Consider the following 19,889-nt stretch of genomic DNA (forward strand, 5'->3'; position numbering starts at 1 on the left):
TGGCTGCCGTAGCGATGACCGATGGGGCTGGCATCGACGGTCGTGCTCTCGAGCGTCACGCACTGGGTTCAGGACTTCTGGGTGTTCTATCGTCGCTATACGGACACGACGGTCCACACGGCGTCGACGGCGGCGCTCGCCATCTTCGGAATCCTCGTGTTCGTCGATCCCTGGTTCGCGGCGGTCGCGATCGTCTGTTACGTCGTTCCACCGATCGCGCTGTACGTGCTCGCGGACGACCCGATCCCCGGCCCGGAACGCCCCGTCGAACGGCGCGGTTCCGAGGGGAACGCGACAGAGACGGCCGGTCGAGCGGTCGAATCCGTGGCCGCGCGTTCGAACCCGGCACGCTCGAGCGGTGACGGGGACTCGAGGTCGTCCTCAAGCACGGCCGACGATAGCGTCGGCGCCGATAGCGGTAGCGAGGATGGAACGTGCGACGTCGATGCCGACTCCGGCGACGACGGCGACATTGACACCGATAGCGGTAGTACGGACACCGATTCGGACAGCGACGACGGTGACGCTAGCGCCGATTCTGATACCGATGATGGCGACACCGATTCGGACAGCGACAACGGCGATACAGACTCCGATAGTGACGACGGCGATACCGATTCGGATAGCAACGACGGCGACTCTGACTCCGACAGTGATTCGTGACGGGCCCTCACTCGTCGCAACCAGTTCGAAATCTCCGAGAGATACACTCGAGGTCGGCGGTCGACCGAGAACGGAGCGAGGTCGGACTGGGAACGGACGGTATCACGGCCCGGGGGCGACGCGGTGTCCGTCGCGTTGTCAGTATCGCTCGCCGTTTCCTGCTCGAACTCTCGTCCCGAGGCGGTCACGCTCCGACCCGAGCCGCGATCTCTTCGGCCGCCGTCTCGGCGCGGTCCAACACCGCCGATTCGTCGAGGGTTCGGACGTCGCGGTCGCGCATGAGAACTCGGCCGTCGCAGACGGTGTGTCGAACGTCGGCGGCCGTCGCCGCGTAGACGAGGTGGCTCACGAGATCGTGAGACGGCGTCAGATGGGGCTTCTCGAGGTCGATTACGGCCAGATCGGCCGGCGCGCCCGGTTCGAGTCGCCCGGCGTCGAATCCGAGTGCCCTCGCGCCCCCGCGGGTCAGCAACTCGACGACCGTCTCGGCGGAGACCGCTCCGGCGTCGTCAGCGGCGATCTTCCCCAACATGGCCGCGTCGCGGGCCTCGTCGAGCATCGAGAGATCGTTGTTCGAAGCCGCGCCGTCGGTTCCCAACCCGATCGAGACCCCCGCCTCGAGCATGCGCTGGACCGGAGCCATCCCGCTGGCGAGTTTCATGTTCGAGGCCGGGCAGTGGATCACGCTCGTCCCCGCGTCCGACAGCAGTTCGATCTCGCGGTCGTCGACGTGAACGCCGTGAGCGACGAAATCTTCGGGTTCGAGCAGCCCCCGTTCGGCCGCGTACGCGAGCGGTCGAACGCCGTGGTTCTCGACGATCGGCGACACTTCGTTCTGCGTCTCGTTCGCGTGGTAGTGGACCGGAAGGCCGGCCGCGCGGGCTTTCGGAACGAACTCCTCGAGGTACTCGGCCCCGACCGTGACCAACGAGTGGGGCATGAACGCCGTCGAGATGCGACCCTCGGCCGCGCCGTCGTACTCGCGGGCGAACGCGAGGCTCTCCTCGGCGTCGGCCCGCGCGGCTTCCTCGGCTTTTCCGACGGTCACGATCCCGTGTCCCAACAGGGCGCGGACGCCCGCTCGATCGACGACGGCGGCGATTTCGGGCGCGTGGAAATACATATCGGCAAACCCCGTCACGCCGGACGTGATCGACTCGAGGACTCCCAACTCGGCGCCCGCTCGGACGTCGGCGGCCGTAAATTCGCTCTCGGCGGGCCAGATGTCTTCCTCGAGCCAGTGATCCAACGGCTTGTCGTCGGCGAAACCGCGAAGCAGCGTCATCGGCGTGTGACAGTGGCCGTTGACGAATCCGGGCGTCACGAGGGCCCCTTCGGCGTCGAGCGTCTCGTCACCCTCGAGGTCGGATCCGATCTCGAGGATCGTGCCGGAGTCTCGATCGATCAGTACGTCCGCGCGTGTGGTCGTCAGATCCGGCAACAGTACGTCGCCGCCGGTCACCGAAAGCGTCACCATCGAGCGAATGTTTTCGACCTGCGCTAATAGTCACATGGTCACGCCCGGACGATTCAGAGGGTCAAGAACCCGGTCGAAGTCATCCATTGAGGGCAGCCCTCAGGCTTCGAGTGGACCGATGACTGGTGAGAGAGCGGCTGAAAGGAGCGAAAGAACGGACGGAGGTGCGTTTTGAATCGAATTTTTCCCGAGGGGCGCCGGAGGCGCACCCGTGGTTCGAAAGCCGCCTTCGGCGTCTTTCGTCATCGAGCGAGATCGAAGATCTCGCAGACCTCACGAATCGTTGACTCGCTCAGTCACGAGACAGTAAAACTACGTCTCTAGAATCCCTTGCCGAGCAGTTCCCGCGCGATCACGTTCTTCTGGATCTCGGAGGTTCCCTCGTAGATCTGGGTGATCTTCGAGTCGCGGTAGAAGCGCTCGACGGGGAAGTCGTTGACGTAGCCGGAGCCGCCGTGGATCTGGACGGCCTCGTTGGAGACGTCGACGGCGACGCGGGAGGTGTACTCCTTGGCCATCGAGGCGAGTTTCGTGATGTCGTTGCCCTGGTCGACGTTCCAGGCGGCCTTGTAGGTCAGGTTGCGGGCGGCCTCGGTTTGGGTCGCCATGTCGGCGAGTTTGTGCTGGATGGCCTGGAACTCGCTGATCGGCTGGCCGAACTGCTCGCGGTCCTGGGCGTACTCGAGGGCCGCGCGGAGCGCCCCTTTGGCGATGCCGACGCCCTGTGCGGCGACGCCGGTTCGGGTGGCGTCGAAGAACTGCATCTGCTGCATGAAGGCGGCGTCCTGCGTGCCGATGAGGTTCTCCTCGGGGACGCGAACGTCGTCGAAGATGAGTTCGGCGGTGTCCGACGCTCGAATGCCGAGTTTGCCGGTGATCTTGTCCGAACTGAAGCCGTCGCGGTCGGACTCGACGACGATCTGACTGAAGCCGTTGTACCGACCCTCGGCGTCGGGGTTGGTCTTACAGAGGACGACGAAGAAGTCGCCGACGGTGCCGTTGGTGATCCACATCTTGTTGCCGTTGACGACCCACTCGTCGCCGTCCTTTTCGGCGCGCGTCGAGACCGAGGAGACGTCGGAGCCGGTGTCGGGTTCCGAAATCGCGGCGCCCGAAATCTTCTCGCCCATCGCGACGGGCTCTAAGAAGCGTTCCTTCTGGTCTTCGTTCCCGAACTCCCGGATGGCTTCGGTCCCGAACGAACAGGCCATGATCGAGAGCGCGATGCCGGGATCCCAGGAGAACAGCTCCTCGGCGATGAGCACCGACTCGAGCGTCGAGTAGCCCGCGCCGCCGTACTCGATCGGGATCGACGAGCCGACGAGTCCCATGTCAGCGGCCTTGTCGACGATTTCGTGGGGGAACGTCTCTTCGACGTCGTACTTCTCGGCTTCGGGGACGATTTCGTTCTTGGCGAACCGCTCGACTTCCTCGCGAATCTGTTCCTGCTCTTCGGAGAGACCGAATTCCATGTGAACGTGTTCCTAGGCCAGCGGTAAAGAACTTTGTAACCGGGAGTAAACTGAACTGTAGTTTCTACCAAGCGGAGGGAAACGTTGAAACACGTGCCGATTGCATGTGTACCCATGGAGTTAGAAGATATCAACACCGTCGCAGTTCTCGGCGCAGGGAATATGGGCCACGGCATCGCGGAGGTCGTCGCGATGGCTGGCTACGACGTCAATATGCGCGACATCAAAGACGAGTTCGTGCAAAACGGTTACGACCAGATCGAGTGGTCGCTCGGGAAACTCGCCGAGAACGACCAGCTCAGCGAGGAGGAGGCCGACGCCGCCTTGGAACGAGTCACCCCGCTCGTCGACATGGAAGAGGCCTGTGGCGACGCGGACGTCGTCATCGAGGCCGTGCCGGAGCAGATGGAGATCAAAGAGGACGTCTACACCGAACTCGAGGCGGTCGCCCCCGACCGCGCGATTTTCGCGACGAACACCTCGAGTCTCTCGATCACGAAACTCGCCGAGTTCACCGAGCGGCCCGGGCAGTTCTGCGGGATGCACTTCTTCAACCCGCCGGTCCGGATGGACCTCGTCGAGGTCATCTCGGGAGCCGAAAGCGACGAGGAGACGCTCGACGTCATCGAGGAACTGGCCGACGACATCGGGAAATCGCCCGTGCGCGTGCACAAAGATTCGCCCGGATTCATCGTCAACCGCGTGCTCGTTCCCCTGATGAACGAGGCCTGCTGGCTCGTGAGCGACGACGAGGCGACCATCTCGGAGGTCGACTCGACGACGAAGTACGACATGGGGCTCCCGATGGGCTCGTTCGAACTCGCCGATCTCACCGGGATCGACGTCGGCTATCACGTCCTCGATTACATGCACGAGGTGCTGGGCGAGGCCTACGAGCCGAGCCCGCTGTTCGTCGAAAAGGTCGAAAAGGAGGAGCTCGGCAAGAAGACCGGCAAGGGCTTCTACGACTACGAGGACGGTCCGGGCGCCGAGATCCCGACCGACGAGCAGTCCGACCTCGTCAAGGCGCGACTGGTCGCCTCGATGGCCAACGAAGTCGCTAAACTGATCGGTAACGACGTCGCACCGCCGGCGTCCATCGACGAGGCGACCAAACTCGGCGCCGGTTTCCCCGACGGCCCCGTGAAGATGGTCGACCAGTTCGGCGTCGAGAAGGCCCTCGAGACGCTCGAGGAGGCCTACGAGAAGACGGGCCACGCGCGCTACGAGCCCGCCGACTATCTCGAGGAACGCGCCGGCGAGGGCGGCTTCTACGAGCAAGAGGGAGACGACGGGCGGACCGACTTCGACGCCATCCGCGTCGAGTACCCCGGGGACATGGTCGGCCACATCGTCCTCGACCGACCCCACCGAATGAACACGATCAGCGACGAATTGCTCGAGGAGCTCTCGGCGGCGATCGATCTGCTCGAGGACGACGACGAAGTTCGCTCGATCCTGATCACCGGCGAGGGTGAGAAGGCCTTCTCCGCGGGTGCGGACGTCCAGAGCATGGCCGCGGGCGGCGCGGACCCGATTCAGGCCCAGGAGCTCTCGAAGAAGGGCCAGTCCACGTTCGGCAAGCTCGAGGCCTGCGACATGCCCGTCGTCGCCGGCGTCGACGGCTTCTGTCTCGGCGGCGGGATGGAGCTGGCGACCTGTGCCGACATGCGCGTCGCGAGCGAGCGATCGTCGTTCGGCCAGCCCGAACTCGATCTCGGGCTGCTCCCCGGCTGGGGCGGCACCCAGCGGCTCAAACACATCGTCGGTGAGGGCCGCGCGAAGGAGATCATCCTCACGGCCGAGCGCTACGAGGCCGAGACGATGGCAGACTACGGCTTCGTCAACGATGTCGTCGACAACGACGAACTCGAGGATACGGCACTCGATCTGGCGGCCGATCTCGCGGGCGGGCCACCGATCGCCCAGAAGTTCACCAAGCGCGCGATGCTCGCCGGTCGCGACGACACCGACGCCGGCCTCGAGTACGAGGCCTCCGCGTTCGGTCACCTGATGGCGACCGACGACCTCATGGAGGGGATGACGGCCTTCATGGGCGACGGTGAGCCGAACTTCGAGGGCAAGTAAGGCGAGCGTCGAACGGCTCACAGCGCGAGTCGTTCGGACGGGAGCCCGAGTTCGACGAGACGTAACGCGGCGTCGGAATCCGCGGCCGACGCCGGTCGCCGACCATCGACACCGGTTACGATCGGCGTCTCCGCGAGTCCGCTGTAACCGCGTCTCTCGGAACGACTATGATTTTGAGACGGTCACTACTCCGTAGTTGTGTCTCTCGGTTATCGAGTACGCCGCGTCAGAGTCAGTCCAAAGCAGTCTGTGTTCTGACAACTGGTCGCGAGATTTATCACCAAGAGGTACCATTGGTGGCCCGTGGCAGTATTCGATGATGAGAACCGAGGGGGCAACCAATGAGTGAGAATCTCGAAGTACTCGTCGTAGACGACGAGTCTCGACTCGCCGACCTGTTCGCCGCGTGGCTGCAGAGCGAGTGGCGCGCCGATACGGCCTACGACGGCGAAGAGGCGCTCGAGAAGATGGCCGACTCCGTCGAGGTCGTGCTGCTGGACCGCCGCATGCCGGGGCTTTCCGGTGACGAAGTGCTGGCGAAGATCAGGGACGCCGGCTACGACTCGCGGGTGGTAATGGTCACGGCGGTCGATCCCGACTTCGACATCATCGAGATGGGCTTCGACGACTATCTGGTCAAGCCGGTCTCGAAGGACGAACTCGTCGACATCGTCGACAACGTCGCCGATCGATCGGAGTACGAGTCGGACATCCAGGAGTACTACGCGCTCGTCTCGAAGAAAGCGCTGCTGGAGTCCGAGAAGGCCGACCGCGAACTCGCGGACAACGAGGAGTACCAAGAGCTCCACGAGCGCGTCGCTGAACTCGAGAAACGGGTCGACGAGACGGTCTCCGGGATGACCTCCCACGACGACTTCGTCGGCGCGTTTCAGGATCTCCAGTCCGAGAACTGTAGCAGCCACTGAACGCCGATGCACACCCAATCGCACAGCACTCGTGCGATCAGTGTGTAACTCGTTTCAGTTGAGACAACGACGCCGGTCGTCCGACTCGGCGTCGAACGCGAACTCGAACCGGGCCCCTCCGGCTTCGCTCTCCGCTGCGGTAACCGACCAGCCGTGTCCAGTAGCGACTTCTCTGACGACCCACAGCCCGATTCCGAGCCCGTCCGACGACGACGAGACGGACGGATCGAACAACTCCTGGCGCATATTCTCGGGCAACCCCGCACCATCGTCCTCGACGAAGAAGCCGCGCGGCTCGACGTCCACCCCGTCGCCCGACTCGAGGAGCCCGATTCGAACTGAGAGCCCTGTGTCACCGTCGTTGCCCGTTTCTCCCTGAGCCCGTGACGCAGGGCTCGTCGAGCCGTGTTCCACCGCATTTCGAAACAGGTTCTCGAGCAACCGCAACAGCCGCGACCGATCGGCTTCGATGGCGGTCGTTTCCGCGACGGAGAGCGACGCGTCGGCCGTAGAAACGTACTCCCAGGCATCGTGGGCGACCGACTCGAGATCGACGGGTTCGGTGTCGGTCGCCCACTGGCCGTCGCGGGCGATCGCCAGGACGTCCTCGACGATCGATTCCATTCGATCGAGGCCGTCGCGGACGTTTTCGGCGTGCTCGAGCGATTCGGTCTCCTCGAGCAGGTCGAGATAGCCCTGGGCGACGCTCAACGGGTTTCGGAGGTCGTGACTGACGATTCGCGCGAAGGCGTCGAGGCGCTCGTTCTGCTCGCGGAGTTTCCGCTCGCTGCGCTTGCGTTCGGTGATGTCGCGGATGACGGCGACCGAACCCAGATACTCCCCGTCGTGGACGAGCACGGCGATCTGGACCTCGCACGGGATTCGGTCGCCGGTTTTCGTCTCGAGGTACAGTTCGAGGGTGTCGGTTCCGGTCCCGCTGGAGAGCAGCGAGCGAATCTTCGCCTCGCCGGCCTCGATATCGTCCGGATCGAAGACCAGCGAGGCGTGTTCGCCGAGTAATCCCTCGCGGCTGTAGCCGGTCATCTCCGTGAGGGCGTCGTTGACCGTCATGAAGTGGCCGTGTTCGTCGAGGACGTACATGCCGTCGCCGGCGGTCTCGACGAGGCGCTCGTATCGCCGGAGGCTGCGCTCCTGTTGCTCGAGGGCTCCGCGGGCGACGATCGTCTCGAGGACGTGCGAACTCGCGTCGGCGGCCGCGCGAATCGCCGTCCGTTCCGCCTCGGCGAACGGCTCGAGGGCGTAGACGACGAACACGCCGTAGACGTCGTCGCTGGAGGAAAGTGGGGCGACGGCGATAGCGTGGACGCCCCGATCGAACGCGTGGTCACCGAACGGAACGTCGTCGCGATTGTTCGCGATGTGTTGGAGCGTCTGCAGTTCGCCCGTTCGCAGTGCGCGTTCGAGCAACGGGTGCTCGCCGTCGCCGATGGGGAAGGTCCGTTGCATCGGCCACTCCATGCTGTCCGGATCGGTCAGCCACGGGACGACCTCGCGCTCACCGCGATCGTACTCGCCGACCCAGGCGAACCCGAACCGGTCGGTAGCCGTGAACTCCTCGCGGAGGATTCGTTCGACGGCGACGGGCGAAGTCACGTCGACGAGGCGTCGTCTGACGCCGCTGACGATGGCCTCGAGATCGTCCGGGAGGTCGGGGATACGCCGGTCGCCGTCCGTCCCGAGGGCTCCCTCCGTCGCACTCGAGCCGCCGGCTGCGGTCGATTCGTCAGTCTCGTCGGCCGCGCTCGAGTCGCTACGGGCGTCGTTTGCCGTGGCACTCGAATCAGCGTCGATACGTCCCGCGACGGCGTCGGCCAGCCGATCCGGTGACTCGGTGTCCTCGGTGCGCGCGACTACTTCGCTGAGGACGGCGACGGATCCCGCGTCCGTTTCGGTGTCGCCCCAGTGAACGAACGTCGGCGTCTCCGGCGACTCAGATTCGACGGTGTCGACGAGCGCCGGCACGTTCGCGACCGTGCTCGCGTCGATGACGATCGCGTCGATCGATTGCTGTGCGAGTCGCTCGACGGCGTCGGAAGTACACTGGGCGACGACGACGTTGACCGCGGTGTCGGTCAGCGCGAGCGTCACGGACGCTCGCGTCGAGCGATCGCTACTCACACAGAGGACGCGTGGTCGGCTCATCTCAGCTGAACTCCGTCGGGATATCCATCTCCATCACGGGGGATCGTCGGTGCTAGCTGATCGGAGGCGACCGCAACAGATTGTTCTTTCGACACAATTTTTGCGCTGGCCGGCCCGCAGGGCATCACTCCTGTTCGTCCGCAGTCAGACGTGTTGGTGGTTTCGGCCGAGGTCGTGGTCACGTTCGAGAGGCGAGAACGGACCTGTGGAGGCGGGAGCGCGCGATACCGTGATCGGCGTCGTCCGAGTCGATCCCCGTTATGACGGCGCCTGCCCGTAGATCAGGTTCCGCTGGATCTCGTTCGCCCCCTCGTAGATGACGGGGATGCGGACGTCGCGATAGACGCGAGCGATCCGTCGTTCGTCGAGCACCGATCGACCGCCGTGGAACTGCATCCCACGTTCGGCGACGTCGACGGCCGTCTCCGTCGCGCTCGTCTTCGACAGCGCCGCCCAGTAGCCCTCGTTCTCGCCGTTTTCGACCTTCTCGCAGGCTCGCCAGGCGAGCGACCGGGCGCGTTCGAAGCCCATCAGCATGTCCGCGAGCCCGTGTTGAACCGCCTGAAAGTCGCTGATCGTTCGGCCAAACTGTTCGCGGTCGTGGACGAACTCCCAGGTCTCCTCGATGGCGGCCGCCGCGAGTCCGAGACCGTGCCCGGAGACGGCGATCCGTCCGTGGTTGAAGAACTCCGCGAGCATCCAGAAGCCCGCTCCCTCCGAGCCGATCAGGTTCTCCTCGGGGATGCGACAGTCCTCGAGTTCGATGTGGGCCTGCTTCGAGGCGCGCATCGCCATCTTCTCGGGGATGTGCTCGGCCTCGTAGCCGTCGGTGTCCGTCGGTACGATAAAGAGCGAGTGGTTGCCGTACCGGTTGGTCTCGTCGTCGTCCGTCCGCGCGTAGAGCGTGATCCAGTCCGCTTCGACGCCGTTCCCGATCCAGTACTTTTCGCCGTTGAGGACGTACTCGTCGCCGTCTTTCTCCGCCGTCGTCTCCATCCCCGTGAGATCGCTGCCGGTGTCGGGTTCCGAGACCGCGAGCCCCGAGCGCTGCTCGCCGTTCGCGACCGGCTGGATGTACTCCTCGCACTGCTCGTCGGTCCCGTAGTTGTAGGTCATCTTGCAGCCGAAACTCGCCAACTGGAGCGTCAGCGCGATGCCCGCGTCCGCGCGGTAGAACTCCTCGGTGAGCGCGAGCAACTGCGGGAGGTCGAGCCCGCGACCGCCCCACTCCTCCGGAATGTCCTGGGCGACGAGGTTCGCCTCCTGACCGGCCTCGAGGATCTCCTCCGGGTAGGTCCCCTCCTGATAGTGTTTCTGCGCGTTCGGTTCGATGTGTTCGCGAGCGAACTCGCGAGCCTCGGCCTTGATCTCGTGGGCGTGATCCGGAACGATACTCTCCTCGAGTAGATCCATATCCTGTCACACGACAGCGAGGTGGATATATTCGCGGGGCAACAGTGCAAGCTTCGCTCCCTCACGGCGGAACGCGGCCGATCGGCGAATCCCCGTTCATCGAAGCGCGCGGACCAGTTCGTCCGCAGTCGCGGTCTCGTCGGCTTGCCGTTCCAGACGCCAGCGATCCCAGAGCACGTCACTGAGGATGTGGACGTAGAGCACGGTGCCGGTCAGAATCGCGAGAGGGACACTCGAGACCGCGAGTAGCGGGACGACGACGCCGACGATGAGGAGGTGGCTCGCCAGCCGCGAGAGGAGTCCGACGTCACCCGCGTCGAAGATCCGCTGTTGGTCGGCGACGGCCGCAGTGGGGTTCGCGAGACAGAACCTCACGGCGGTCCAACGGCCCGTCTTGAGCCGAGCGATGAGGAAGTGATCGAGGTCGACGAGCACGCCCACCGCGGTGCCGTAGCCGACGAGAACCACTGTTGGAACCGAATAGCCGAGGATCGCGACCGGTGACAGCGCGTAGGCGAGGACGCTGGCGACAGCGAACGAGACGAGCGCGTGATGTTTCGAGTAGATCGATCGTCACCCGGCCGATCCGACGGGGGCGGGCCACTAAATCGTCCCGCCGGGTTTCGGAGATTGGTTGGGTCGAGTCAAAAACACGGCAAAAGCCGTACCGATCGACGACTCAGCCGGCGAACCCGGAGAGCAGCCACTCGTCGTCGTCGTCGTCGCCGATGCTCGGTGCGCTGACGAGGACGAAGGCGCTCTCCTCGTCGCCGTTGCGGATCTGTCGCGTCGATGCCGGCGGGATCCACAGCGCGTCGCCGGTCTCCATCTCGACCGGTTCGTCGTCGATGACGACGGTCGCCGCCCCCTCGATCAGCACGTAGACCTCCTCGTGCTCGTTGTCCGTGTGATCGTGTGGCTTGCTGTTCCAGCCCGGATCGCAGCGTGCGACCGTCACGCCGACGTGTTCGGTCTCGAGCGGATCGCTCAAGAAGTGCATCGCACTCGAGACCTGATCGACGTCCTCGTAGTTTACCTTCCGATAGCTCATGGCTCTCCATTGGACGGGAAACCAGTAAAACTACGCGTTCCGCGACGGACGGCGAGAAATCGTTCGACCGGGGCGGTGCCTCGAGCGTGGCGTCGCGGCTAACAGTCGTCGCAACTGCAGTCGTCGCCACACGTACAGACCGGCTCACAGGCGCAGTCGGGTTCACAACAGGCGGACATTGGTACAGTGTACCATTGGGGAGGGACCGGGCATAACTGTTGTGGGTATTCCGGACGAACCGGACTGTGAGCGACCAGTTCGATTCCGTTCCGACCAGCGCGCATCGGCGGCTCCGATCGAGACGGGTGCATCGTGCTATCGCTGTGACCGGAACACGCGAAGAAGACAACCTTTTTTGAGGGGTAGCCGGAGTTGGGGAAGATAATGGCCTCCGACTCCGGTGATCCGGTCTACTACGTCATTAGTGACCTTCACATCGGCGGCGACGAACAGCTCGAGGAAGTCGAGTTTCTCGACGAGTTGTACGAGTTTCTCGAGCGACTGGAAGCGACCGACGAGAACGCCGAACTGATCATCAACGGCGACGCGTTCGGGCTGTGGGAGTTTACGACGGTCGAGGGGATCGAAAAGTTCGACGTGCTCGAAGAGACGTATCCGCAACTCTTCGAGCAGTTGCGTGCGACCGGCGAGAACGTTCCGATCACGCTCCTGCCGGGGAATCACGACCACGAACTCGCCGCGTACGACGAGTACGTCGAGCGCCTCGCCGCGTACAACGTGACGCTCGTTCAGGAGCAGTCGATCACGCGGTCGGTCGGCGAACAGGCGATTCACTTCGAGCACGGCCACCAGCAGGATCCGAACAATCGAATCGACGACTGGGGGAATCCCCACTCGACGCCGCTTGGCTACTTCTACAACACGCTCGTCACGAGCCGCGCAGGACAACTTTCGGATCGCGGACGGTACAACTGGCTGAAGGACGTACAGGCGGTGACGCCGACCGAACGAATGCCGGTGTGGCTCCTCTCGAAGTACTTCTATCGGGAGATGAACCCGCTGTTGCGGTACTCGTTGGTTCCGTTCCTGCTACTGTTCAACATCAGTGCGATCATCGCGGTGCTGGCGGGGCTGGATCTCGCGGGGATCTGGTCGATGCCGGTCGATCGGACGGAGACTTTCCTCGGTCAGTTCGGCACGGCCGGGACGGTGGCCTGGTTCTTCCTCGCCCTCAACGCGACCGTCGCCGGCTTGCTGTTGCTCGTCGGCATCCCGCTGCACTTTATCCGACGCGACATCAGAAAGACCGTCGACCGGTTCGGGGTGTTCGAGACCGAGATGACCGTCGATCCCGAAACGCCGTACGAGGAGGCCGCCGCCGACGTCTTCGCCGAGCAACCGGAGACGACGGTCTTCTGCTACGGCCACACGCACCGACCGACGATCACGGAAATCGACGGCGGAATCCTCGTCAATAGCGGAACGTGGCTGAAGCGACTCCACCGCAAAGACGGGATCATCGGGATTCTCCCGCCGGTCTTCCACCCGTCCTACCAGCTTGCTGCCGTCCGTATCACCCCCGAATCGTCGGGTGTGGCCGTCGAATTCGAAGAGATCACGAAGCCCAGCCCCGCGCCGGACGAACTGACGCGCACTGAGCGGTTTTTCACCGTCGGCCGGGAGCCTCGCCCCGAACTGCCAGACCGATACGTCGTCGAGAAAGAGACGGCCGCTCCTTCCCGGGAGGAGGAAGCGGCTCCATAAGAAACCGTATGCGTCGTCTAGTTGTCCTGTGAGATCGGATCGAAGCTGTCGACGGGGATCACGGAGTAGTCGACGGTCAGCGCGTCCTTGGTCGCGCGAATCTTTCCGACGAACGTGGAGATGTCCTCGAGTTCGCCCTCCAGGACGAACAGTTCCATGCAGTAGTGGTCGCCGACGTGGCTGTGGAAGTTCGAGGCCACGAGATCCTCGTGTTCGTGGCGCAGGTGCATCATGCGCTCTTCGACGCTGGTCGTCTCGTAGTCGAAGAGGACGGTAACGATACCCATCAGCTCTCGCTCTTCGAGACGGGTATCCTCGAACTCGCCGAGGAGGTTACGGGAGGCCTCTCGGACGACTTCGCTGCGGCCGGTGTAGCCGTGTTCGTCCGCAAACTGGTCGAGTCGCTCGAGGAGTTCGTCCGGCATGGAGACGCTTACGACTGCCATATAATAACTCGCGGGGCAAAATCTATTAAGCCTTATCATATATCCGGCGCTCGAGCCGGTCGGTCGGTGTCCGGTCGCGGCGGTTCGCCGGCACACACTGTTTTCCGACTCGACCGTGAGCAGCGTGTATGTACCTTCCAAACCGAACCTGGCCGGAGGTCGGCGAGTACGTCGCGGACGAATCGCTCGCGGTCGTCCCGCTCGGCTCGACCGAACAGCACGGTCCCCATCTTCCCGAGGGGACCGACCACCTGATCGCCGAGGCGCTCGCCCGGGAGGCGACCGATCGGACGGGGTATCTCTGCACGCCGCCGGTTCGGATCGGCGTCAGCTCCCACCACCGGCAGTTCCCCGGCACGATGTGGGTCGACGCGCCCGTCTTCCGGGACTACGTCGAGAGCCTCTCGAGAAACCTCACCGCTCACGGCATCGACCGCATCGTCTACGTTAACGCCCACGGGGGCAACGTCGCCCACCTCCGAGAGGTCGGCCGGCGGCTCCACGACGACGGGACGGCGTACGCCATCGAGTGGATGTGGGACGAATCGATCCCCGGGCTGATCGAAGAGGTCTTCGAGACGCCGGGCCCCCACGGCGGTCCCAAGGAGACCGCGATGATCATGCATATCGCGAACGAACTCGTCCGGAAAGAGCGACTCGAGGAGGCCCGCGACGGCGGCGCAATCTTCGATTACGACGCCGAGCGAGTCCACGGGGCGACCACCTTCTACGACTGTATCGAGAACAGTCCGAACGGCGTCTTCGGCGACCAGACGGACGCGACGCCCGAAATCGGCGAGGAGCTGTTCGAGGCCGCGACGGATCAACTCGTCTCGCTGCTCGAGTGGCTCGACGCGCGGCCGGTCGACGATCTCATGCCCGAGCCCCAGCTCGAGCCGTAGCCGCCGTCGGGAAACCGGCGATACTCCGCGTCGGATCACGCCTACTCGAGCGTCGTGCGGCCCGTGTCGTACCCGTTTCGCTCGAGGGACGGGGGCCGCCGAAGGGCGGGTCGAGGACGCCGCGAACCGGCCTTCTCGTCTCGCTGGACTTATGCGCCCGAAACGCCTGACACAGATAATGAGCGACCGAACGGAGTCGTCGGGAACGAGTTTCTGGACGGCCGGCGACGACCGGGCGACGAGAGAGTGTTGCCAGGCACTCGTCGACACGGTCGGAGACGGCGTCTTTCGGCTCGATGCCGACGACCGGTTCCTCGCGATCGACGACGCACTTCTCGAGACGACGGGCTACGCGCGCGACGCCGTCCTCGGCGAACACGTCTCGCTCCTGTTTTCGAGGTCGAACGCCGAGGCCCTCGAAGGAGCCGTTCGAAACGACGCCGACGGCGTCACGTCCCTCGAGTTCCCGCTCCGAACGAGCGACGGCACCACGATTCCCTGTGAGTGCCGAGCGAACGGCGTCAGCGTTGGCGGCCGATTTCGGGGATCGATCGTGACCGTTCGGGAACGCGAGGAGTCCGTCACCGAGACCGACAGCGTGTCCGAACGAACGAGCGCTCCCTCACAGTCTGCCACGTTCGAAGCGGCGACGACGGTCCTCGAGGCGGCCGACGTCGGCGTCTTCGTGCTCGACGACGAGTTCGACGTCGCGTGGATCAACGAGGCGACCGAGCGATACTTCGGTCTCGACCGGGAGGCGGTCCTCGGCCGAGACAAACACCGGCTGATCGACGAGACGATCGCCGATCGGCTCGCCGATCCGGACGCGTTCACCGAGACCGTCACCGCAACCTACGCGGACAACACCGCCGTCGAGCGCTTCGAATGTCACGTCACCGCGAGCGGCGAGCGCGAGGAGCGCTGGCTCGAACACCGGAGCAAACCAATCGAGACCGGACGATACGCCGGCGGCCGAATCGAACTGTACTACGACGTCACCGCACAGCACGACCGGGCGAGCCAGCTGCGACGGCTGAACGAGGCCGTCCGCGAGTGGCTCGCCGAGGACTCCCGCGAGCGGGTCGCCGAACTGGCGAGCCGCCACGTTCGGGAGATCCTCGACCTCGAGATCAACGGCGTGTTCTGTTACGACGACGACACGCAGCTGCTTCGCCCCGCCGGCTGGTCCGAACCGGCGGAGACGCTGCTCGGCGACATCCCGTCGTTCGCACCGGGAGAGGGAATCGCGTGGCGCGTCTTCGAGACCGGCGAACCGGTCGTCTACGACGACGTCACGACCGATTCGGACGTATACAACCCCGACACGCCGATTCGGAGCGAGATCTGCCTGCCGATTAGCGACCACGGCGTCCTCATGATCGGCTCCGAACAGCCGACCGAGTTCGACGACGGGGATCTCTCGCTGGCGAAGATCGTCGCCTCGAGCCTCGAGGTGATCTTCGATCGGATCCGCCACGAGCGCCACCTCGAGCGCGAGCGCACGCAAACGCAGAAACTGCTCCAGACGGCCCCGATCGGCATCTCGGTCGAGGACGCCGACGGCGAGACCGTGCTCGCGAACCAGCGGGTACAGGAACGCGTGGATTCGATGGCGGAGGCGGCGCTCGGCGAGACGGAGATGGTGCGGGAGTGGGCCGTCCGCGACGCGTCGGGCGAGCCGGTCGAGCCCGGATCGAACCCGTCGGCTCGCGTCAGGGAAACCGGCGAACCGGTGCTCGACGAAGAGCTCGTCGTCGAGGGGCCGACGGGCGAACGTCGGTGGCTCTCGGTCAACGCCGTCCCGGTGTTCGACGCCGACGGCGGTCTCGAGCGCGTGATCTCCAGCGCGGAGGATATCACGGCGCTCAAAGAGCGCAAACGTCGTCTCGAGCGCCGGAAGAGCGAGCTCGAGACGGAGCTGAGCGAGATCTTCGGTCGCATCTCGGACGGCTTCTACGCGCTCGACGAGGAGTTCCGATTCACGCACGTCAACGAGACCGCCGAACGGCTCCTCGACCGGTCACGGACGGAGCTGCTCGGGACCAAGCTGTGGGACGTCTACCCCGAGGCCGCGGGCTCGGAGCTCGAGGAACGGTACGAGACGGCCCTGGCCACGCAGGAGCCGGTCTCGTTCGAGCAGTACTTCGAACCGATGGAGATGTGGGCGCAGGTGCAGGTGTATCCCTCCGAAACCGGGCTCTCTATCTACTTCCGCGACACCACGGAAGAGAAAGCCCGCGAGCGAGAGCTGATCACCTACGAGACGATCTTCGAGACGGTCAAAGACGGCATCTACGTCATCGACGGTGAGGGCCGATTCACGACCGTCAACGAGGCGTACGCGGCCATGGCCGGCTACGACCGCGACGAACTGATCGGTGCTCACGCCTCGATCGTCGTCGACGAATCGGTGATGGATCTCGCACGGGATATCGCCGCCGAGGAGAGCGACGTCCCGACGATCGAAACCGAACTCGAGACGAAAACCGGGGACCGGGTGCCGATCGAAGCGACGGTGACCGCGCTCTCCGTGGCCGATTCCGATCGCGAACGCGTCGGCGTCGTCCGGGACGTCACCGACCGCAAGGAACGCCAACGAAAACTCGTGGCGAGCGAACAGCGCTACCGAACCCTCGCGGAGAACTTCCCGAACGGGACCGTTGGCCTGTACGACGACGATCTGCGGTATACGGCCGCCGGGGGCCAGCTACTCGATGAGCTCGGGATCGACCGCGCCGACGTGATCGGGCAGACGGTCGCCGACCGGTATCCCGAGTCGATTTTCGAGGCGGTCGAACCTCACTTCCGAGCCGCACTCGATGGGGAGGAGCGGTCGTTCGATCTGCGCTATCACGGCCGGGAGCTACTGGCCCACACCCTCCCCGTTCACACCGACGGCACCGTTCGTCGGGGGATGCTCGTCGTGCAGGATATCACCGAGCGGAAGGCCTACGAGCGGAAACTCGAGGAGTCGAACGAGCGACTCGAGCAGTTCGCCTACGCCGCCAGTCACGACCTGCAGGAGCCGTTGCGGATGGTCACGAGCTACCTCCAGCTGATCGAATCCCGTTACGCGGACGAACTCGACGACGACGCCGAGGAGTTCATCGCGTTCGCCGTCGACGGCGCCGATCGGATGCGCGAGATGATCGACGGACTGCTCGAGTACTCTCGCGTCGAGACGCGCGGCGATCCGTTCGAGTCGGTGGATCTCGACGACGTGCTCGAAGACGTGCGACGGGACCTCGAGCTCCAGGTCGACGAGAGCGGGACCGAGATCGAGACGACGGACTCGCTGCCCGCGGTCCGCGGCGACAGAAGTCAGCTTCGGCAGGTGTTCCAGAACCTGCTCGCGAACGCGATCGAGTACAGCGACGGCGAGCCGCGCGTGACCATCTCGGCCGAACGCGACGGGCGACGGTGGACCGTCTCGGTCAGCGACGAGGGGATCGGTATCGACCCGGACGACGCCGATCGGGTCTTCGAGATCTTTCAGCGACTCCACAGTCACGAGGAACACGACGGCACCGGGATCGGGCTCGCGCTCTGTCAGCGAATCGTCGAACGTCACGGCGGCCAGATCTGGGTCGACTCCGAACCCGGGGCGGGCTCGACGTTCTCGATGACGCTGCCGGCGACCGAGTGAGTCTCGTCGGATCCCGAACCGCCGGACTGGAACCCCCTACCGCGGGCAGCGGTCGGCACCGCGGGCTGGCGGCCGTCGGTCGGTTTTCCGGCACCCTGGCGAGTTCGAAGGGACGACTCGAGCGCTGACGCGCCGTTCCCAACGGCGAAGGCGACGATCAGGGAGCGACCGCTGGGGCGGAAATCAGTCCCTACCGAGTTTCAATCAGGCGTGTTTTGTGTTGAATGTGTGAAAGTCACCCGAACGTTTACTATTGTCTACCACACTTGATCCACCATGTCCACCGACCAGGCAGGCCTGTCGCTCCGATTCGATGCGGGACGGTTCGAAGAACAGTTGCTCTACCTGATTTTGATTCTACAACTGACGCTGGGGGCGATGCTCGTCGTGGTCGCGGTCGGGTGGCTGTTTTTCTCGTTCAACCACCTCTCGTACTCGGCGCAATCGGTTCTCTACCTGTTCGGAGTGATTCCGATACTGATCGGGTTAGCGGCGCCGCTTTACGTTCTTACGTATCTGTACGAATAATTCCCGTGCCAGCGTGAGCGACGGGGTTTCGACGGGCGTGATAGTTCTGCAGTGGTGGTGTGTCGAACGCCAGTCCACGGCCCGGGTCCGCCTCGAGCGTCTCGCACGCTCGATTCTCGAGCAGGAGATGATTTAAACGGGTTTCGTGAGTGTCGTTCGCGTCCGTCAGTCACTCGGGTGGGAGGTCTCGTGTGAGGTAGGCCAGAACCGACAGCCACAGGGGTGGGCCGTCCCTTCGGTCGGTCCGCGGACGGTCACGGCCGTGATCAGATTGCCGCAGGTCGGACACTCGGGCAGCGCGGGTCGGTCGTTCGTCGATTGTTCGTCCGTCACTGGCGACGACGTGTCGCTCATCGTGCCTCCCGGTCGGGCGCTCGAGGCGGGCGGTTCGTCGGTCGTGCGGGACGTTTATATCCCGTCGAAAGAGACGTAATCATGGCTTCAACCCGTCGTGGGGTTGGAAGCCACGTCTCGGGTGTCTCAGCACCCGGGACATTTCGGCGCATGCCCCCGGCGACTGGTGTGGAGAGCGGCTTCCGTTCTAATTGTTGAACTGTTGTGCCTTATATCTACTGCTAATGAGTGACAATGAGAACGCGGGCTCGAGGGGGAGTGCCGTTCTCGTTCGGTCCCTGACCGTTTGGGGTCCTTCAGCCAGAAGTTCGGTAGTCAAATCCGTATTTGACCTGTAGAAAGAGAGCGAGAAGAAACACCCCTATACCGAGGACGAGAACGACAGTCGTTACCGATTCAGGAGCCGTCGTTATCTCGAACTGCTGTTCGAACTGAAACACCTTCCCGATAGTCGAGTGCCGCGGGGTCGGGCCGAGCCAACAGCTATATATCCGACCGCCTGTTCGTCCCAGCAAAGCGGTGCACGACGTGATTTCGATACCTACTCGATCGAATCGGCTGTTGCTCGCCGTATCGTTCGCCTGCTTCGCCGTTGCCGGTCTTCTCACCAGTGCCGTCGACACACTCGTACCGACCCTCGTGGCCACCGCCGTCGCCATCGCGGGGGTCTACTGCGTCGCCCGCTACGCGACCCGCGTCTCCCGGCGAACGCTCGCCAACCTCGCGCTCGCGTTCTGGGTCGCCTTCCTCGCCGTCGCCGGCGTTCACGCGATCGGCCTCGAGACCGTCGGCGCCGCCATCCCTGGCAACGCGTCGACGTACGTTCACTCGCTGACCGCGATCACCTGGGGCACGCTGCTCATCGCCGCCGCGGCGACGGTCTTCCTCGGCTTTCGTGAGTACGGCGCGACCTCGAGCGCCGACGCTCCCGAAGAGCAGATCCTCGAGGGCGAATCCGACTACTCGACCCGGTGATCGGCGTCGAACGGCGGTGTCGCCGTCCACAACAGTTATTTCTCGTGGAACGTTCTGTCG

16 protein-coding genes are annotated in these 19,889 nt (G+C 64.3%); 8 read left to right on the forward strand and 8 right to left on the reverse strand.

The genetic code is table 11. The features are described 5' to 3' along the window. Positions 1 to 21 precede the first annotated feature (21 nt). Complete coding sequence (locus BLT08_RS08515; protein WP_090304930.1) at positions 22 to 663, forward strand: hypothetical protein; 642 nt, start codon at positions 22 to 24, stop codon at positions 661 to 663. Positions 664 to 847: 184 nt separating this feature from the next. Here BLT08_RS08515 and BLT08_RS08520 read toward each other — a convergent pair whose 3' ends face one another. Together BLT08_RS08520 and BLT08_RS08525 are read right to left on the reverse strand one after the other, a co-directional pair. Continuing rightward, the gene (locus tag BLT08_RS08520; protein ID WP_090304932.1) at positions 848 to 2,140 is read right to left on the reverse strand and encodes an amidohydrolase; all 1,293 of its coding nucleotides are present in this window, start codon (positions 2,138 to 2,140) and stop codon (positions 848 to 850) included. A 320-nt stretch (positions 2,141 to 2,460) separates the two neighbouring features. Continuing rightward, positions 2,461 to 3,612, reverse strand: coding sequence for an acyl-CoA dehydrogenase family protein (locus BLT08_RS08525; RefSeq protein ID WP_090304934.1), 1,152 nt, complete (start codon positions 3,610 to 3,612; stop codon positions 2,461 to 2,463). Positions 3,613 to 3,726: 114 nt separating this feature from the next. On the opposite strand from BLT08_RS08525, the gene BLT08_RS08530 reads away from it, so the two are divergent. Continuing rightward, positions 3,727 to 5,700, forward strand: a complete 1,974-nt coding sequence (locus BLT08_RS08530) for a 3-hydroxyacyl-CoA dehydrogenase/enoyl-CoA hydratase family protein (protein ID WP_090304936.1) — start codon at positions 3,727 to 3,729, stop codon at positions 5,698 to 5,700. A 341-nt stretch (positions 5,701 to 6,041) separates the two neighbouring features. After that, the gene (locus BLT08_RS08535) at positions 6,042 to 6,626 is read left to right on the forward strand and encodes a HalX domain-containing protein (protein WP_090304938.1); all 585 of its coding nucleotides are present in this window, start codon (positions 6,042 to 6,044) and stop codon (positions 6,624 to 6,626) included. Between the two features lie 54 nt (positions 6,627 to 6,680). Here the strand turns inward: BLT08_RS08535 and BLT08_RS08540 are convergent, their stop codons facing one another. From BLT08_RS08540 to BLT08_RS08555, 4 genes are all read right to left on the reverse strand, one after another. Beyond that, positions 6,681 to 8,789 carry a PAS domain S-box protein gene (locus tag BLT08_RS08540; protein ID WP_090304940.1) on the reverse strand — a complete coding sequence of 703 codons (2,109 nt, stop codon included), beginning with the start codon at positions 8,787 to 8,789 and terminating at the stop codon, positions 6,681 to 6,683. 258 nt (positions 8,790 to 9,047) lie between these two features. After that, a complete protein-coding gene (locus BLT08_RS08545) occupies positions 9,048 to 10,202 on the reverse strand; it encodes an acyl-CoA dehydrogenase family protein (RefSeq protein WP_090304943.1) in 1,155 nt (384 codons plus the stop codon). Between the two features lie 96 nt (positions 10,203 to 10,298). Next, on the reverse strand, positions 10,299 to 10,709 hold the full coding sequence (locus BLT08_RS08550; protein ID WP_245724192.1) for a hypothetical protein: 411 nt from the start codon (positions 10,707 to 10,709) through the stop codon (positions 10,299 to 10,301). A 172-nt stretch (positions 10,710 to 10,881) separates the two neighbouring features. Beyond that, a complete protein-coding gene (locus BLT08_RS08555; RefSeq protein WP_090304944.1) occupies positions 10,882 to 11,253 on the reverse strand; it encodes a cupin domain-containing protein in 372 nt (123 codons plus the stop codon). A gap of 384 nt (positions 11,254 to 11,637) precedes the next feature. Here BLT08_RS08555 and BLT08_RS08560 point away from each other — a divergent pair, with 384 nt between their 5' ends. Beyond that, the gene (locus tag BLT08_RS08560) at positions 11,638 to 12,978 is read left to right on the forward strand and encodes a metallophosphoesterase (RefSeq protein ID WP_090304945.1); all 1,341 of its coding nucleotides are present in this window, start codon (positions 11,638 to 11,640) and stop codon (positions 12,976 to 12,978) included. Positions 12,979 to 12,995: 17 nt separating this feature from the next. On the opposite strand, the gene nikR is transcribed toward BLT08_RS08560, so the two are convergent. Next, positions 12,996 to 13,424, reverse strand: coding sequence for a nickel-responsive transcriptional regulator NikR (nikR, locus tag BLT08_RS08565; RefSeq protein WP_090304946.1), 429 nt, complete (start codon positions 13,422 to 13,424; stop codon positions 12,996 to 12,998). Between the two features lie 128 nt (positions 13,425 to 13,552). Here nikR and BLT08_RS08570 point away from each other — a divergent pair, with 128 nt between their 5' ends. The 3 genes from BLT08_RS08570 (at position 13,553) to BLT08_RS08580 (ending at position 18,500) form a co-directional block, all read left to right on the forward strand. Next, positions 13,553 to 14,326, forward strand: coding sequence for a creatininase family protein (locus tag BLT08_RS08570; protein ID WP_090304947.1), 774 nt, complete (start codon positions 13,553 to 13,555; stop codon positions 14,324 to 14,326). A 178-nt stretch (positions 14,327 to 14,504) separates the two neighbouring features. Continuing rightward, the gene (locus BLT08_RS08575; RefSeq protein ID WP_090304948.1) at positions 14,505 to 17,972 is read left to right on the forward strand and encodes a PAS domain S-box protein; all 3,468 of its coding nucleotides are present in this window, start codon (positions 14,505 to 14,507) and stop codon (positions 17,970 to 17,972) included. A gap of 276 nt (positions 17,973 to 18,248) precedes the next feature. Beyond that, a complete protein-coding gene (locus BLT08_RS08580) occupies positions 18,249 to 18,500 on the forward strand; it encodes a hypothetical protein (RefSeq protein WP_090304949.1) in 252 nt (83 codons plus the stop codon). A gap of 165 nt (positions 18,501 to 18,665) precedes the next feature. Here the strand turns inward: BLT08_RS08580 and BLT08_RS08585 are convergent, their stop codons facing one another. After that, positions 18,666 to 18,854, reverse strand: coding sequence for a hypothetical protein (locus BLT08_RS08585; RefSeq protein WP_090304951.1), 189 nt, complete (start codon positions 18,852 to 18,854; stop codon positions 18,666 to 18,668). Between the two features lie 519 nt (positions 18,855 to 19,373). Here BLT08_RS08585 and BLT08_RS08590 point away from each other — a divergent pair. Then, entirely contained in the window at positions 19,374 to 19,829 is a 456-nt protein-coding gene (locus BLT08_RS08590) for a hypothetical protein (protein ID WP_175529265.1), read from the forward strand. Positions 19,830 to 19,889 lie beyond the last annotated feature (60 nt).

It is taken from the genome of Natronorubrum texcoconense (assembly GCF_900100335.1).
GTDB lineage: Archaea > Halobacteriota > Halobacteria > Halobacteriales > Natrialbaceae > Natronorubrum > Natronorubrum texcoconense.